The organism is uncultured Roseibium sp. (genome assembly GCF_947494555.1).
In the GTDB taxonomy this organism is placed as follows: Bacteria; Pseudomonadota; Alphaproteobacteria; order Rhizobiales; family Stappiaceae; genus Roseibium.
Genome location: NZ_CANLVF010000001.1, coordinates 973820 through 988945, shown reverse-complemented (window position 1 = coordinate 988945; position 15126 = coordinate 973820). Strand labels below are relative to the sequence as shown.

The window sequence follows — 15126 nt, the reverse complement described above, 5'->3', positions numbered from 1 at the left end:
GGGTACATGGAAACGGGCGAATCCTGTTCTCCAATTACACTTCCTGAAAATGCGTACCTATCGGGAAATACTTTCGACGATGGTTGGAAATGCAAACGCAACTACAAAAAACTGGCGAACAATTGCATTCCTGTAGTTGTGCCAGAAAACGCTCACATCGACTATTCCGGGAACGCATGGGCGTGCAACAGGTCATTTCGGAGAGTAGATGCGACTTGTACTCTAAAGTAGCAACCTATGATTTCTTCATCGTGAACAGTCTTACTTGGCGATAGGCAATGGTTCTATGGCCTAAGACTGATTTATTGAGATTCAACGTCGTGAGCAGTAGGCTGAAAAGAGTATTACATGAATATTATGAGCAAAACTGAAGAAAAAAAAGAAAAAAAATCAAAGCGAATTTCAATAATTACATCAGTGAGCGAAAATCATAATGAAACCGGATTTGGTTCAGTTGAAACATGCGAAGTTCTGTTTCAAGCAATTAGCGAAGTATACCAGAACGTATCCTTCCACAATGTGACCAACATCGAATCGCTTCACAAAGTTGCACAGGAAGCACCCGATCTAGTTGTATTATGCAGCAAGTATATCATCGTTGAAGGTACCGATGAAAGAATATGGTTGTCAGATTTCTTCTCAAGCAAAACTATTAGCTTTACCGGGTCTACGAGGAGCGCTTTAGAACTCGATTCAAACAAAAGCAAGGCGAAAACGCTTTTGCAGAATTTTAACATTGCAACGGCCAGCTTTTTTGTTGCGCGTCCGGACCAGTATAAGAAAGAGGTAGATCTTCCGCTCGGTTTTCCGTTGTTTATAAAGCCGATCAGTGCTGCAAATGGAAATGGCGTCGACGAATTCTCGATAGTTCGGGACCTTGAGGGCTATCAGTCCAAAGTCGGCAGTATTTTCGCCTCGTTCGGAACTGCCGCGCTGGTTGAAAAAGAACTCTCAGGAAAAGAATATACAATTGCGATATTGGACGACCCTAAATCCAACGCGCGATATGTCATGCCGTTGGAAATCACAACTCCAAAAAACTGCAATGGCGATCGGCTGCTGGGTTATCAGGCAAAACAAGACAATGAAGAGTTACTCAGGCGCGTTCCGGAACCGCTTCATAGCGAACTTTGCCTGACTGCATCGAAGATCTTCGACTTGCTCAATGCACGCGATTTTGGACGAATTGATATCAAACTTGATGAGTATGGAACGCCTCATTTTTTGGAAGCCAACCTCGTACCTGGTATGACGCCCGGAAGCAGCTACTTTCCACGAGCTTTGTCATATCTCAATTCATCCGGCGACGCACTAAAAGCGCCCATAGGCCTAACTTATTCAGAAGTCGCTCTAAAAATCGTAGAGATCGGTCTGAAACGTGCTTCTGCGACGGTAGTTCAATAGGGCTATCGGGTCAGGAGGCGTAAAGACCTTCGGCTTCGGGTTTCAATTGTATCCCGTGCCGAAAGTTTCGCCTGTATGCCGTGAAAATTTCAATGAATTAGTCTCGATGTAATCTTACACCGGAGACAAAAACTCCCTTGGCCACAACCGGTGCTGTCGGGGCAATCGTTTCAATTCTCGTTTTCAATTTATTCGGCTTTTTACGTTCGCGATTGCCAGCCTTTTGCCCTTTGGCCTTTGCTTTTTCCTATTGGGAGTTCAGAATTATTTGGTTTCATTCGACTGGGTTGCCTCCCGTCAACCGAAACATGCGTGTTTATCGCGCCTCCGACTGCCCAGGTCATGCACCATGAACAACGCGAATGTCTGCTGCGTGCGGTCTGGAACCTATTTTGCATTGGCCGCTGTGAGCACAACGGTGGCTCTTGGCTTGCGGGAGTAAGTCTTGCGGGTGGATTGTTCAATTTCGGTTCGCATTTGATCGAACACGGCGAGATACTGAGCTTCGTCCGACAACCACTCTTTCGTCGCTGCCTTGAGAATTGCGACATCAACAAATACGGAAACTTCAAAAACCCCGTCGTATCCTGTGAAACGAATTGATTGTCTCCCCGGGTCGTAGCTTCGGCTTTGATTTGGAAAGCTCAATGCCATTATTTATGCTCCATCAACGATCGGGATTTATTCATTTTTCTGGACACAGAAGCCCCCGGCTTTTGGGAGATAGTGTGGGTCTTGGTTATCAATGGCGAAGGTATGGCATTTAGATCTGAGCTGCAGTCAGATGTGCATGTCATCTCAGTTCCTTGGTTCCAATTATGTTTCCAGTCGTCACCTGTCGGGTGACTGCCGCCTGCCTCCCGTACATGCTTTCCCGACGCAACGGCGTTCAATTAAGTGGCTTTCCAAAACCCAAAGCCATGGTCGCCTGAATTTACCGGTCGTGCTTTTCTTCTTCTTGTTGCAGCTCAAATTGATGCTTCGCTATCAGTGCTCTAAAGCAAAATTGAGTTGGAATTCGACTCCAACTTTTGTGCAACCAGACAAATCGCACCGGTATTGCGGTTTTCAATTTTTCGTCGAATGAACCGACACTGTCTTAGTCGGCTCGGTCACTCCAACCGGGCACGTAAGTGAAGGAGATAAGAATACAGGCTTCTTTTCGCTGTATACGATCCTTTTTCGCCAGTTCCGAGCGACACATGAAGATCGATTGTTTGGATACTCTAATAGGAAAGAGTTCAATGACAACCAAACCCGGCCTGGGATCTTTGAATTGTCAACTTGATTCTGAAACCTAGTCGGCTTTTCCACTACGCATCGTGCGCCATGTGGTTTGGAATGTCCAATACTAAAACCTGGCATTGGATGTTTTGTTGGTTCGATTTGGCGAATAGATGTCGCATGAATACAAACTTCGCCACTGTGGAAGATCAAGAAACGACTGCTGTAGGGATCAGATCGAATGCCAACGCATGAACGGAATGGGGCGCAAAGGAGACGTTTGTCGCCGATGGGATCAACGATCGCGTTAAGTCGCGAATGATCCCGTTGATCACACGGCGGCCTTTCAGGTCGAGAAAGAGCAGCATTGGCCACAAGGTCAGTTGTCAAAACCGGTCTTTGAGGAGGCCAGCGCTCAACATTGCGTAAGCCGATTTCTCGCAAACGTCCCAGGTCCACAAAGCATTCTATCAGCTTCGTAACGCGAGATAGCTGTCAACCTCATCCTCGACCAGCAGGGGCTTCCCGTTTCTTCATCGGTAACAGACCTTCCCTCTGGGCGAGCTTACGGGCCGCCTTGCGGTTTCGCCGGATGGCTTCACCCTTTTCGCGAGCGCGTTTTTCAGATGGCTTTTCATAGGCCCGTTTGGCCTTCATTTCCCGAAAAACGCCTTCCCGTTGGAGCTTCTTTTTAAGGACCCGAAGCGCTTTGTCCACGTCATTGTTTCGTACAATAACTTGCAATTGATTTCCAATCCTTGCTGGCGGATTCGTTTGGTTCTTGAGACTGTCATCTCATGTTTTTCAGATACTTGATAAAGGCTAGCTATTCGCCCTTAGCGGGGCTTTCGACTTCGCCCTCATCCTCAGGCCCAGCCTTGCGAGCCTCCGCTTTTTCAGTTTTGGCTTTCAGGCGTTCTGCCTTCTTAGCGGCTTTCGACTTGACCCGCTCGGACCGCTCAAAGCTGTAGTTGGGCTTTCGTGGCATTATTAACCTATCCTCTTGCCCTCTTATCCGAGGGGTTCATGGTTTTGTTCTCGCGTGAACTTACGAAGCATACTTGTGCGATCTCCGGCGGCACCCATAAATGACTGCCTCACGGAGCTTGATATGCCGGCCATAGGTTTTGACACTCTCAGAGATCTGGATCACCAATTCGCGCGTCAGCGCCAAGACCTGTGCCCACGACCGATCGCCGTCCTTCCAGATTTTCCGAGAAAGGCAGGGGGAATGCCGGGATCTTGCCGGTTACCGTAAGGCCGATGCCCGGTGGGTTTGCACCGTCGAGCGACGCGGGAATGGCTATGGCCCGGATTGTCGTTAGTCTGGTGTAGTTTGCCTCACTCAAAGTTCGCCGCTGCCGCTCGGCCAGGCCGAGGTCGGCGATAGTGCTTACAGCCAAATTCAGTTTTCCTTATTCACCGGCCGCTCGGAACTGGACTACGACCGGCTTTTTTGCCGCCGCATCTTCCACGAGCTTTCGGAACTCACGGATTGTCTTCCGATTTCCTTTTACGATCTCGCTATATGATTGGGAACGAAACGAGACCCCTTTTAAGCCACGCCTATTGTGGACCTTCCCCCTGAATATGCAAGGAAATTGTGGGAGTACAGAAAACAGATTAGTCGATAGAACAGTCAGCTTTTTTGAGTTCAACAGATTCACAAAACTAAATAACGCCAAGTTTAGTCGACACTCTATAAAACAATGTTTCTACAAACAACTTAAGAATTGCTTTGAGAAAAAAGACCCTTGGGACAGAGAACAGCAAGGAACGTATGAATCACACCCACCGGCGCGGGAAAACATCGGCCAGATGGGACACAGCACATTGGTCCTCACCCTTTGCGGTGGTCCGAATTGAGTGCGAATTCTTGGTACATTTCTGATGAAGGGAGAGTGTCCTGATGCCGAAGAAACGGTTTTCAGATGAGCAGATCGCATTGAGGCAAGCTGAAACCGGCACGGCGGTAAGACAGATTTGTCGGAAGATGGGTATTGCCGAGGCAACTTTCTATCGCTGGAAGAAAGTCTATGCAGGAATGGGCGTTGCGGTGATCTGGCGACGTAAGCAGCTCGAATACCAGAATCATGATCTCACTACTTGACCTTCGGGTTGTTATCCGCCCTCTTTTTCAAAGTGTTCCCTGTTTTGGCAAGCGGCGAATTTTCTTCCAACGCAAGTCGGGCAGCCTTGAGCTTCTCGGTCTTGAGACGTCGCTGCTCGGCCTCAGTTTGTGCGATCTCTGATGAAATTTGTCTGGTCACCTCGGCCTTGGACTCAGCATTCATCCGCTGCGTCTTCCCAAGTCTGCTTGGTTTGTTCGCGGAGGTCATTGCTCTCGCTTCCTCAAGAGTTCGGCACGCAAAAAAGGCCGGGATTTTCCCGACCTTTCTACCCGTCCTACACAGTCCGTGCCAGTACATCCGTGGTCAGGGACCGGGGACAAGAATCAGGCTTCGCTCAAATTGTCTGCGGAAGACTTGCCGGAGCGACTGTCTTCAACCACGTCAAAGTTGACTTTCTGGCCTTCGACAAGCGATTGCATTCCGGCGCGCTCGACGGCTGAAATGTGGACAAAAATGTCCTTGGCACCATCTTCTGGCTGGATAAAGCCATAGCCTTTAGATGCGTTGAAGAATTTTACTGTTCCGATGGTCATAACGACTTCCTTTCAATCGGTCATTAGAACTTGCGCGGTGCGCCTTGAAGCACACCGCAGCGAATAGGTCGACGTTGAGAGGGAAGATCGTTCAAAGCGCCGTTTGCGCAGAAACAAAGTTCGTCAGGCAAAATCGATGTCGGCTATATAGGTGCGAAACACGGTCGAAACAAGGCCTGTCGAAAGGCTTCATTTAACAGATGGCGCAGGACAGAAGTGGATAGACCGTGCCCACGTTCGCATCTCAGCGTATGTCCACAAGCCGCCACATGTGGACGTTGATTTTATTCAGGGCTGCATGTTGATCTGTTGCTTGGCTTTCATCTTCACGCCAGCAGAGCCTTATCCACTTTGCGCGAGCGAAAAGAAAACACCATAGTTTCAGACAAATAGTAAGAAACGTTGATGGGCCGATAAGATCGTCAGCGTTTCGCCCCCCACGCCAAAGTTATTGCCGCGATACGCAAGCGTTCAGGTCTCGACAGGCAACCCTAGATCGAAAGACGGATTGTTACCTCAGAAGTCACCTGGAGGCACTCAAGATTCCATAGAAGAAATCTAACTCATTGAAAAAAATGGTGGGTGAGTGGGGGCTCGAACCCCAGACCCGCTGATTAAGAGTCAGCTGCTCTGCCAACTGAGCTACACACCCATCAACGCAGTACCGCCGTTTGGCGGCGGAGCGGAGTGCGCCGTATATAATGTGCGCCTGCTCCCTGCAACAGCCATTGTGACATTTTTCTATCAGCCCGGCCATGCCGTTTTTGCAGGTCCCGTCGAAACCGCAGTAAAGAAGCACAAATCGGACTTCATTTGGTGAGCGAAGGAAATATTTAAAAACATCACGCATCTTTTGCGCAATAATCGAAATTTGGGGTTGACCGGTTCAGACCGTCTCACTAGTGTGCGCCGCGTCGAGACAGGGTGGTCTCGGCGGGCTTTGACCGGTGGCACCTGAGGGTCTTGCCTTAAAAGCCAAACCAAGCAAAGGTCTCAGCGACCTGCAGTATCGAAGGACCGGGACGGCATGATGATGTCGCTCATTCTAGTAGTGGTAGGAAAGCGCGCCTCCGCGGCGGGATAACCCCGTACGGACAGGATGGCGCGCGACCAAGGCTCCCCAAGGGGCCTTTTTTTGTATCCGCCTCTTGAACTCGCAACGTTTCCACCCGCTTCTTCGATGCTACAGGGCTGAAACCGACATAAACGAAGATACGAGCCAGGCCTCAAAAACAGGCCGTGAACTGCAAGGACACTAAGATGACACGGGAAATGACCGGCGCCGAAATGGTCATACAGGCGTTGAAAGACCAGGGAGTTGACACGATCTTCGGCTACCCGGGCGGTGCAGTGCTTCCCATTTACGACGAGATCATTCAGCAGGAAGGTCTGGAGCATATTCTCGTGCGCCACGAGCAGGGCGCCGGCCACGCGGCCGAAGGTTATGCACGCTCCACCGGCAAGCCGGGGGTTGCCCTCGTCACCTCCGGTCCCGGTGCGACCAACATGGTGACCGCGCTGACCGATGCGATGCTCGACTCCATCCCGCTCGTGTGCATTTCAGGCCAGGTACCGACCCACCTCATCGGCAACGACGCCTTCCAGGAGTGCGACACAGTCGGCATTACCCGCCCGTGCACCAAGCACAACTGGCTCGTGCGCAACGTGGACGACCTGCCCCGCGTCCTGCACGAGGCGTTTTATGTCGCGACCTCAGGCCGTCCCGGCCCCGTCGTCGTCGACATTCCGAAGGACGTTCAATTCGCCACCGGCACCTATCAGGGTCCGACACCGAACCCGGCGGCGGCTCACAAGAGCTACCGGCCACAGCTGAAAGGCGATGCGGCTTCCATCCGGCAGGCCGCCGAAATGATGGCCGCAGCCAAGAAGCCGGTGCTCTATACCGGTGGCGGTGTCATCAATTCAGGAACGCAGGCCTGTCAGCTGCTGCGCGAACTCGTGTCGCTGACCGGTTTCCCGATCACGTCCACCTTGATGGGCCTCGGCGCCTACCCGGCTTCCGGTGACAACTGGTTGGGCATGCTGGGCATGCACGGCACGTTCGAAGCCAACATGGCGATGCACGACTGTGACCTGATGGTGTGCATCGGTGCGCGCTTCGATGACCGTATCACCGGACGCACGGACGCGTTCTCGCCGAATTCCCGCAAGATCCACATCGACATCGATCCGTCCTCGATCAACAAGACGATCAATGTCGATCTGCCGATCATCGGCGATGTCGGTCATGTCCTGGAAGATCTGGTGCGCATCTGGCGGTCCTCGTCAATGAAGGCGGACGAAAAGGCAATGAAGGCATGGTGGCAGCAGGTCGATGCCTGGCGGGCCCGCAACTCGCTGGCCTACAAGCCCAACAATGACGTCATCATGCCGCAATATGCGATCCAGCGGCTTTACGAACTCACAAAGCACCGCAAGACCTTCATTTCCACGGAAGTCGGCCAGCACCAGATGTGGGCGGCGCAGTTCTACGGCTTCGAGGAGCCCAATCACTGGCTGACCTCCGGTGGTCTCGGCACGATGGGCTACGGTTTGCCGGCGGCGATCGGGGCGCAGGTCGCGCACCGTGATGCGCTCTGCGTCGATATCGCCGGCGATGCCTCGATCCTGATGAACATCCAGGAGATGTCGACCGCGGTCCAGTTCGGGCTGCCGGTCAAGGTCTTCATCCTCAACAACCAGTATATGGGCATGGTCCGCCAGTGGCAGCAGCTTCTGCACGGCAACCGTCTCTCTCATTCCTACACCGACAGTCTGCCTGATTTCGTCAAGCTGGCGGAGGCCTATGGCGGCGTCGGCATTCGCGTGGAAAAACCGGGAGACCTGGACGGTGCGATCGAGGAAATGGTTTCCGTCGACAAGCCGGTGTTGTTCGACTGCCGTGTGGCCAATCTTGCCAACTGTTTCCCGATGATCCCGTCGGGCAAGGCACACAACGAAATGCTGCTGCCGGACGAAGCCAATGACGAAGCGGTCGCCAACGCCATCAGCGCCGAAGGCAAATCGCTCGTTTAAGGTCAGGCAAGAAGGACAATTTGAAAATGAACGCACAGAATGTGGATGCGCCTTCCGCCTATTTCCTGGCCGAAGTCAGCAACGAAATCGAAACCCACACCCTATCGCTCCTCGTCGACAACGAACCGGGCGTGCTTGCCCGCGTGATCGGGCTTTTCTCCGGGCGCGGCTACAACATCGACAGCCTGACCGTGTCGGAAACCGAGCATGAACGGCACCTGTCACGGATCACCATCGTGACCACCGGCACGCCGATGATCATCGAACAGATCCGCCACCAGCTTGACCGGCTGGTCCCGGTGCATCGTGTGACCGACCTCACCGTGCGCGCCAAGCGGGCGAACCAGGACAAGCCGCTGGAGCGGGAACTTGCGCTCATCAAGGTGGCTGGTGACGGCGACAAGCGGCTGGAAGCGCTGCGCCTGGGAGATGCATTCCGGGCAACGGTGATCGATGCGACCACGGAGCATTTCGTCTTTGAAATCACGGGACGCACGTCCAAGATCGAACAGTTCATCGCGATCATGAAGCCGCTCGGCCTTGTCGAGGTGTCCCGTACCGGCGTCGCCGCCGTCCAGCGCGGACCTGAAGGGCTGTAAAGCCGTCAGCGCCGGAACCAACCGAACCCGCCGCACTTGTGCGGCGGGTCTTTTTTAATTCAGCCCCTCCACCAAGATGACCTAATCCTGAGGAGGACTGGCAGGTTCGTCTCGAAGGATGCCCGGTACGACCAGAACAAGCAGCCCATCCTTCGAGACGCGCTGGTGCGCTCTTCAGGATGAGGTCCTCTGTCCATTGTCGTCATCCCGGCCAAGCGCAGCGCGAGCAGGGATCGGGAAGGCTGTGGCCTGGCGAATTCTCCGCTCTCAGCGGGTAAACCTTGGCTCTCCGGCCCCGGATCTCCGCTACGCATCGTCCGGGGTGACGATTGCGAGAAAACGACGTACCGCGCCGTCCCGGACTTGATCCGGGACCCTGCCCTCTTGGGCTCGGGACAATCATTAGAGTTTGGCCCCGGCTCAAGGCAGGGGTGGCACTGAGTGTGAGGCGAAACATATAAGCTGTGGTCTCATCCCAGGAAGACTGCTAGGTCCGTTAAGAAGGAAGGGGGGCAACCACCCAACCGTAAGCCCCGTTGGTGGACTTTATGGGCAAATCCTTCGAGACACGCTTGCCCCCTCAGAATGAGGTCTTCCGTCCGTTGTCGTCATCCCGGCCAAGCGCAGCGAGAGCCGGAATCGGGAAGGCTGTGGCCTGGCGAATTCTCCGCTCTCAGCGGGTAAACCTTGGCTCTCCGGCCCCGGATCTCCGCTACGCATCGTCCGGGGTGACGATTGCGAGAAAACGACGTACCGCGCCGTCCCGGACTTGATCCGGGACCCGGGAAAAGCCCTCCGCGAAACCATTGCAACGCACTGCCCCTTTACCTTCGCTGACCGGTTCCCTACATCCGGCGAGCGTTTATTGAATCTACCGGACGACTTCATGCCCTTTGATCTTGCCACCTATCTCAACCGCATCGGCCTTGAAACCCGCACGGCAGATCTCAACGGGCTGAAGCGACTGCAGACGGCGCAGATCGGAGCGATACCGTTTGAAAATGTGTTGCCTTTTCTTGGAAAGGTGCCCGACCTTGATCCTGAAAGCCTCTGGCAAAAGCTCGTGCTTGAGAATTGCGGCGGCTATTGTTTTGAGGTGAATACTCTCCTTGGTGAGGCACTCGATGCGCTTGGCTTCCCCAACCGCCAGGTACTGGCACGTGTGCGCATGGGCGAAGAAGAAGGCGGCGCCAGAACGCACCTTGCTTTCGTGGTTCCACTTGAGGGAGATGAATGGCTGGTCGACGCCGGCTTCGGCGGTCAGGCTCCGGCCGAGCCTGTGAAACTATCGGCAAATGAAGAACAGCAGATCCGCGACCAGGTCTACCGGATCCGGTTTGAAGGTTCTTCAGGCGAGCATGTCCTTGAGCGCAAGACCGAAGAGGGCTGGTTCCCGCTTTATGGTTTCGACCGCGTCGCCGTGCGTCAGGCCGACATCGACGCCTCCAACTTCGTGTGCGCCGCCTCGCCGCAACAGTCCTTTGCCGGCAGCATGAAATTCTACCGCCTGACCGATGACGGCTTCATCAGCTTCCTCGATGGCCGCGCGCGCAAGATTTCGGGAGACCAGAAACGGGACTGGCAGATCGGGACTGTGGAAGACCTGACGACGTTCATGAAAAAGGACTTGGGGCTGGGGTACGACGACGCGACCATAACCGCGATCGCTGACCGGCTGGCCAGCATTCACTAACCACCTCCAACCTCCCCTCATCCTGAGGAGGACCGCGAGGTCCGTCTCGAAGGACGGGCGGCATGCTCCTGAACTCGTGGCTTATCCTTCGAGACGGTTCTACGAACCTCCTCAGGATGAGGTTGTTTAGCCATTGTCGTCATCCCGGCCAAGCGCAGCGCGAGCCGGGATCGGTGAGGCTGAGGCCTCACGGGATTTCTGTCTCCCTGCGATTAGACCCGGGCTCGCCGGCCCCGGATCTCGCTCCGCTCGTCCGGGGTGACGAAGTCAGCTGAATTTTCCACAACGCTGTCCCGGGCTTGATCCGGGACCTTGCCCAAGGAGCTCATGACAATCATTCGAATTTGGCCCCGGCTCAAGGCCGGGGCAGCACTCAGTGTGAGGCGGAATTTGCAAGCTGTGCCCTCATCCTGAGGAGGACCGCAAGGTCCGTCTTGAAGGATGGGCGGCATGCTCCTGAACTCGTGGCTTATCCTTCGAGACGGTGCTACGCACCTCCTCAGGATGAGGTCGAGGAGTTCAAATTGGCTGAGAACAGCCAGTTTCGAGAAACATGGCTGCAGGTTCCACGCGCTCAAAACATGTCATTTATAAAACCCCTCCCGCAGATTGATGCCGTGTTCCACGAAACCTTTCAGGGAGCACAGCATCTGCGTCCAGCCTTCGCAATTGCCGTAGGAGGCCTCAAGGCCGCCCTTGGTGTCGCGCCAGCCTTCTTCGCTGATGGTCACCAGCGTCCGGCCGCCGTCAAGCGGTTCGAATGCCATGGTGACGGTGGTGTCATAACCGGCAGGCTCCGGGGTTTCGCCTGTGGAACTGACCTCACCGCTCTCCTGCGCTGCCCATCTCAAAACAATCAGACTGTCTTTTTCGACCCGGTCGATCTTGACCGGGAAGCGGCCCGGAAATTCGGCAAAGGCCCAAGTGACTGTCACGCCGGGCTCAAGGCGCCCATCCGCACCTCCGGTCGTGAAGTAACCTGACAAACGATCCGGATTGACGACGGCCTCGAACACCTCGGATACAGGTTTGTTTATCCTGCCGGCGATCTTGAACGACAATGCCATGTCTTCCTCCACATTCTTCGGTCATTGCGCCTCGGCGCGAGCGGAAAGGTTCTTGAGGTGATGCTGCCAGCCGCCACGATGTGCGCTGACAAGCTCAGCCCGTAAAGTTTCCGGCGCTCCGCTCCAGCCGCGATGGGCAAGGACGATCAGACTTCCCTCGCCTCTTTCGACCAGTTGGAGGGAAACCTCGGTTTCAAACGGCCAGTCATCGTCACGCCAGCTGAGCCTCAACAGTCGCGGCACCTCGATCTCCTGAACCCGGCCCCGCGTGTGGTGCTGGCCGTGCTTGTCCCGCCACGGTTCGTGAAAGGCCCCACCCGCATGTGGTTCCAGAAGAACATCGTCTCCCCACCACAGGTTCGGCCGAACCAGGATGTCCCAGACACGCGCAGCGGGAGCGGTACAGCTCTGCTCAAGCGTCAGTTCATGGTCGCGCATTGGAACCCTTCGTTACTTGCCTTGCGTCCTCCAATTTAATGTTATAATTTTATAACATGTCAAGCGAAGATGATTCGGAGAGAATTTTCAAAGCGTTGGCGGACAGGCGCCGCCGCAGGATCCTGGACCTGTTAAAAGACAGCCCAAAAACGACGGGAAAACTCTGCGAAGAATTTCCGGAAATCGACCGCTGCACGGTGATGCAGCATATGCGGGTTCTGGAAGCGGCGGATCTGATCATCGTACAGCGCAAGGGCCGCGAGCGCTGGAACCATCTCAACGCGTTGCCCATCAAAGAGATCTACGACCGCTGGATAGGCGACTATGCCGAAAACGCCGTCAATATTCTGTCGCGGCTCAAATCAGACCTCGAAGTCCCGGGCGGCACCTGACGCCTGCTGAAGAGGCAAGACAAAAGCTGATTTTCAACATCCATTGCTGTCTTTGCAACGTGCGGCGGGAGACAATACCAGACTGCCTCTCCTGCCCACGGCAATCCTCTGCGCCGCTGGCGGAAACTCAACAATTCGTTGCCACGACGGCCTAGACGCGACACGGAACAGCGCGTATACGACACCGGCGTTCCGCGCCTTTCCGGCGCATGAAACATCTCAATCAGAAAAAGGCTCCAAGCCCATGAACCACGGTCTGTCCCGGCCGAAAAACCAAATCCGTTGGCTCCTTCTGGAAGGTATCTCGCCGACCGCACGTACAGTGCTTGAAAAGGCGGGTTACACCAACGTGGAAGTCCTGCCGGGTGCGCTTGAAAAGGACGCGCTTATCGAGCGCATGCAGGATGTGCAGATCCTGGGCATCCGCTCGCGCACGCAGGTCACGGAAGAGGTTCTGGATGCGGCCAAGAGCCTCGTCGCGGTTGGCTGTTTTTCCGTTGGAACGAACCAGGTCGATCTCGAAGGCACGCTCATGCGCGGCATACCTGTGTTCAATGCACCGTTTTCAAACACGCGCTCCGTCGCCGAACTGACAATTGCTGAAATCGTCATGCTGATGCGCGGCGTTTTTTCCAAATCGGCTGCTGCTCACGAGGGGCGCTGGCTGAAAAGTGCTGCAGGGTCCCACGAAATCCGCGGAAAGACGCTCGGCATTGTCGGCTACGGCAATATCGGTACGCAATTGTCCAATCTCGCTGAAGCGATGGGCATGCGGGTGATCTACTTCGACATGGTCGACAAGCTTCAGCACGGCAATGTGGCGTCTACCGAAAGCCTCGATGCCTTGCTTGGCGAAGCGGACGTCGTTTCCCTGCATGTTCCAGATACGCGAGAGACCCAGAACATGTTCCGCGCCGAGCAGATCGGGAAGATGAAAAAAGGCGCATTCCTTATCAACAATGCACGCGGCAAGGTGATCGATATCGATGCACTGGCCGAAGCCCTTAAGTCGGGCCATCTGGCAGGTGCGGCCATCGACGTCTTTCCTGTCGAGCCGAAATCCAACAAGGATGAATTTACCTCTCCCTTGCGCGGTCTCGACAATGTCATCCTGACACCCCATGTCGGCGGCTCGACGGAAGAGGCCCAGGCACGGATCGGCGAAGAAGTCTCCAAGCGGCTTGTTGAATATTCCGATGTCGGTTCAACGATCGGGGCTGTCGAGTTCCCCCAGGTCCTGCTTCCCAGGGGAACGGACGCAACGCGCTTTATCCAGGTTCATCACAATGCCCCTGGTGCCATGCGCACGCTCAACGACCTGTTCACGCGGCACGACCTCAACATCCACGCCCAGTTCATGCAATCGCATCAGGACATCGGCTATGTGGTTCTGGACGTTGACAGCCCGGTTGCAGACCCGGTCAGCATCCTGGAAGAGATCCGCAACCTGCCCAACACTATTCGGGCAAGGCTCCTGAACCGCGTGTGACGGAGGTCTGCTCCATTCTCAAAAGCCCCGGCAAAGACCGGGGCTTTTTTATGCCTGGCATTGGATTTATTCAGCCTGCGCATCGGTTTCATGCGCGCGCGAGGCAAAGGTGCGGGCTCACGACTTTCAGCGCTGCCTGATCTCGACGTTCCACCAGTTTGGCCGGCCGCTTCGGAAGGAATGCCCCGTTGGCACAAGTTCCACATCCGCGGGCTCATCGAAACACCCAAGCAGAAGAGCAACGGTCGGCGCATCATCGATCGCTCCAAGAGTGCTGCCGCACATGGCGCAAAACGCCCTGCTGGATGTTTTTGAGGATCGATAGACGGAAGGTTCGCGGCCTGGCCCCGTCCATGTCACCGTCTTTTTGGGAAATTCCACCCATGCTGCCGTCAGAGCTCCGGTATGCCGCCGGCACATCTCACAGGAACAGGTGTGCGGATTTAATGCGGGTCCCTTGACCTCAAAGCGGATATGACGACACAGACAGCCTCCTGAGAATGTTTTCGCTTCAGCCATCGGCAAGTGTCCCGTCATCAAACTGGTTTGGAAACTGATCTCCAAACAGGAGATAGTCGGGTTTGAACGGAACGCAAGGCCGGCACAACTCAGGATGAGCGGACAGCAATCAAGACTGCTAAGCGAGCGCGCAATCCTGTGCAAAAAAAAGATCTCGTTGCCGTCAGGCATGCGCACAAACTCTTGTCAGCATGAACAACCTGAAAAATCGTCCTGGCTGTTCTGGCAAACCAGTTCCTGCCTGGGAAACCCCATTCGGTTCTGATCGAACTCGGCAAAAAACCCGCCATTGGCCCAGCACCATTTGCCCTCGCCGAGCACCGTGCTGGACGCATCGCAGGAGCGGCCCAGATAAAGCGTTTCCTTTTGACGGGTGACGGAAGACGCGGCGCCTGCTTCATGGAAACGGGTTACCGGATATTGCGAGCGCAAGACATAACCGGACTGATTGCAGCTTAACGACCAGCTGTGGTTGTCGCTGACGTAGTCATAGTCCTGCGCCCACGCGCCGGAAGACAACAAGACTATCGAAACCAACGTAAGTGCAAATACTTTCTCAAAGGGCATGACGAACGCTTTCACTATGTCCGGATCCCGCAT

At 54.8% G+C, this 15126-nt stretch carries 16 protein-coding genes, 1 tRNA gene and 1 pseudogene; 7 read left to right on the top strand and 11 right to left on the bottom strand.

Annotated features, from left to right (window positions below; all coding sequences use genetic code 11):
* Nucleotides 1–348: 348 nt before the first annotated feature.
* Complete coding sequence (locus Q0915_RS04485) at nt 349–1404, top strand: hypothetical protein (protein ID WP_299473826.1); 1056 nt, start codon at nt 349–351, stop codon at nt 1402–1404.
* Between the two features lie 387 nt (nt 1405–1791).
* On the opposite strand, the gene Q0915_RS04480 is transcribed toward Q0915_RS04485, so the two are convergent.
* From Q0915_RS04480 to Q0915_RS04465, 4 genes are all read right to left on the bottom strand, one after another.
* On the bottom strand, nt 1792–2058 hold the full coding sequence (locus tag Q0915_RS04480; RefSeq protein ID WP_299473824.1) for a DUF1488 family protein: 267 nt from the start codon (nt 2056–2058) through the stop codon (nt 1792–1794).
* Nucleotides 2059–3129: 1071 nt separating this feature from the next.
* Nucleotides 3130–3372, bottom strand: coding sequence for a 30S ribosomal protein S21 (rpsU, locus tag Q0915_RS04475; RefSeq protein WP_299473821.1), 243 nt, complete (start codon nt 3370–3372; stop codon nt 3130–3132).
* Nucleotides 3373–3454: 82 nt separating this feature from the next.
* A complete protein-coding gene (locus Q0915_RS04470; RefSeq protein ID WP_299473818.1) occupies nt 3455–3616 on the bottom strand; it encodes a hypothetical protein in 162 nt (53 codons plus the stop codon).
* A gap of 148 nt (nt 3617–3764) precedes the next feature.
* Nucleotides 3765–4031 carry a hypothetical protein gene (locus Q0915_RS04465; protein ID WP_299473815.1) on the bottom strand — a complete coding sequence of 89 codons (267 nt, stop codon included), beginning with the start codon at nt 4029–4031 and terminating at the stop codon, nt 3765–3767.
* A gap of 506 nt (nt 4032–4537) precedes the next feature.
* On the opposite strand from Q0915_RS04465, the pseudogene Q0915_RS04460 reads away from it, so the two are divergent.
* A pseudogene (locus tag Q0915_RS04460) lies at nt 4538–4720 on the top strand (transposase); the annotation flags it as partial.
* Between the two features lie 10 nt (nt 4721–4730).
* On the opposite strand, the gene Q0915_RS04455 reads toward Q0915_RS04460, so the two are convergent.
* From Q0915_RS04455 to Q0915_RS04445, 3 genes are all read right to left on the bottom strand, one after another.
* Entirely contained in the window at nt 4731–4967 is a 237-nt protein-coding gene (locus tag Q0915_RS04455; protein ID WP_299473812.1) for a hypothetical protein, read from the bottom strand.
* 116 nt (nt 4968–5083) lie between these two features.
* Nucleotides 5084–5293 carry a cold-shock protein gene (locus Q0915_RS04450; RefSeq protein ID WP_299473809.1) on the bottom strand — a complete coding sequence of 70 codons (210 nt, stop codon included), beginning with the start codon at nt 5291–5293 and terminating at the stop codon, nt 5084–5086.
* A 576-nt stretch (nt 5294–5869) separates the two neighbouring features.
* A tRNA-Lys gene (locus Q0915_RS04445) sits at nt 5870–5945 on the bottom strand.
* 608 nt (nt 5946–6553) lie between these two features.
* Here Q0915_RS04445 and Q0915_RS04440 point away from each other — a divergent pair.
* The 3 genes from Q0915_RS04440 to Q0915_RS04430 all read left to right on the top strand — a co-directional run bounded on the left by Q0915_RS04440 (nt 6554) and on the right by Q0915_RS04430 (nt 10621).
* On the top strand, nt 6554–8329 hold the full coding sequence (locus Q0915_RS04440) for an acetolactate synthase 3 large subunit (RefSeq protein WP_299473806.1): 1776 nt from the start codon (nt 6554–6556) through the stop codon (nt 8327–8329).
* A 26-nt stretch (nt 8330–8355) separates the two neighbouring features.
* On the top strand, nt 8356–8928 hold the full coding sequence (gene ilvN / locus Q0915_RS04435; RefSeq protein WP_299473803.1) for an acetolactate synthase small subunit: 573 nt from the start codon (nt 8356–8358) through the stop codon (nt 8926–8928).
* An 886-nt stretch (nt 8929–9814) separates the two neighbouring features.
* A complete protein-coding gene (locus tag Q0915_RS04430) occupies nt 9815–10621 on the top strand; it encodes an arylamine N-acetyltransferase (protein ID WP_299473800.1) in 807 nt (268 codons plus the stop codon).
* 584 nt (nt 10622–11205) lie between these two features.
* On the opposite strand, the gene Q0915_RS04425 is transcribed toward Q0915_RS04430, so the two are convergent.
* Both Q0915_RS04425 and Q0915_RS04420 read right to left on the bottom strand, forming a co-directional pair.
* A complete protein-coding gene (locus tag Q0915_RS04425; protein ID WP_299473797.1) occupies nt 11206–11688 on the bottom strand; it encodes an SRPBCC domain-containing protein in 483 nt (160 codons plus the stop codon).
* Nucleotides 11689–11709: 21 nt separating this feature from the next.
* Nucleotides 11710–12126, bottom strand: coding sequence for an SRPBCC domain-containing protein (locus Q0915_RS04420; RefSeq protein ID WP_299473794.1), 417 nt, complete (start codon nt 12124–12126; stop codon nt 11710–11712).
* A 56-nt stretch (nt 12127–12182) separates the two neighbouring features.
* Here Q0915_RS04420 and Q0915_RS04415 point away from each other — a divergent pair, with 56 nt between their 5' ends.
* Together Q0915_RS04415 and serA are read left to right on the top strand one after the other, a co-directional pair.
* Nucleotides 12183–12518 (top strand): helix-turn-helix transcriptional regulator, encoded by a 336-nt coding sequence (locus tag Q0915_RS04415; RefSeq protein WP_299473791.1) that lies wholly within the window; start codon nt 12183–12185, stop codon nt 12516–12518.
* Between the two features lie 244 nt (nt 12519–12762).
* On the top strand, nt 12763–14007 hold the full coding sequence (gene serA, locus Q0915_RS04410; RefSeq protein ID WP_299473788.1) for a phosphoglycerate dehydrogenase: 1245 nt from the start codon (nt 12763–12765) through the stop codon (nt 14005–14007).
* Between the two features lie 126 nt (nt 14008–14133).
* Here the strand turns inward: serA and Q0915_RS04405 are convergent, their stop codons facing one another.
* Together Q0915_RS04405 and Q0915_RS04400 are read right to left on the bottom strand one after the other, a co-directional pair.
* Entirely contained in the window at nt 14134–14526 is a 393-nt protein-coding gene (locus Q0915_RS04405; protein ID WP_299544179.1) for a GFA family protein, read from the bottom strand.
* A gap of 186 nt (nt 14527–14712) precedes the next feature.
* Entirely contained in the window at nt 14713–15108 is a 396-nt protein-coding gene (locus tag Q0915_RS04400; protein ID WP_299473785.1) for a hypothetical protein, read from the bottom strand.
* Nucleotides 15109–15126 lie beyond the last annotated feature (18 nt).

What these genes read in the sequence shown, in the direction of transcription:
- Q0915_RS04480 (WP_299473824.1), bottom strand. Translation starts at nt 2,058, where the DNA reads ATGGCATTGAGCTTTCCAAATCAAAGCCGAAGCTACGACCCGGGGAGA.
- serA (WP_299473788.1), top strand. Translation starts at nt 12,763, where the DNA reads ATGAACCACGGTCTGTCCCGGCCGAAAAACCAAATCCGTTGGCTCCTT.
- Q0915_RS04470 (WP_299473818.1), bottom strand. Translation starts at nt 3,616, where the DNA reads ATGCCACGAAAGCCCAACTACAGCTTTGAGCGGTCCGAGCGGGTCAAG.
- ilvN (WP_299473803.1), top strand. Translation starts at nt 8,356, where the DNA reads ATGAACGCACAGAATGTGGATGCGCCTTCCGCCTATTTCCTGGCCGAA.
- Q0915_RS04415 (WP_299473791.1), top strand. Translation starts at nt 12,183, where the DNA reads ATGTCAAGCGAAGATGATTCGGAGAGAATTTTCAAAGCGTTGGCGGAC.
- Q0915_RS04485 (WP_299473826.1), top strand. Translation starts at nt 349, where the DNA reads ATGAATATTATGAGCAAAACTGAAGAAAAAAAAGAAAAAAAATCAAAG.
- Q0915_RS04430 (WP_299473800.1), top strand. Translation starts at nt 9,815, where the DNA reads ATGCCCTTTGATCTTGCCACCTATCTCAACCGCATCGGCCTTGAAACC.
- Q0915_RS04405 (WP_299544179.1), bottom strand. Translation starts at nt 14,526, where the DNA reads ATGGCTGAAGCGAAAACATTCTCAGGAGGCTGTCTGTGTCGTCATATC.
- Q0915_RS04455 (WP_299473812.1), bottom strand. Translation starts at nt 4,967, where the DNA reads ATGACCTCCGCGAACAAACCAAGCAGACTTGGGAAGACGCAGCGGATG.
- Q0915_RS04420 (WP_299473794.1), bottom strand. Translation starts at nt 12,126, where the DNA reads ATGCGCGACCATGAACTGACGCTTGAGCAGAGCTGTACCGCTCCCGCT.
- Q0915_RS04440 (WP_299473806.1), top strand. Translation starts at nt 6,554, where the DNA reads ATGACACGGGAAATGACCGGCGCCGAAATGGTCATACAGGCGTTGAAA.
- Q0915_RS04425 (WP_299473797.1), bottom strand. Translation starts at nt 11,688, where the DNA reads ATGGCATTGTCGTTCAAGATCGCCGGCAGGATAAACAAACCTGTATCC.
- Q0915_RS04450 (WP_299473809.1), bottom strand. Translation starts at nt 5,293, where the DNA reads ATGACCATCGGAACAGTAAAATTCTTCAACGCATCTAAAGGCTATGGC.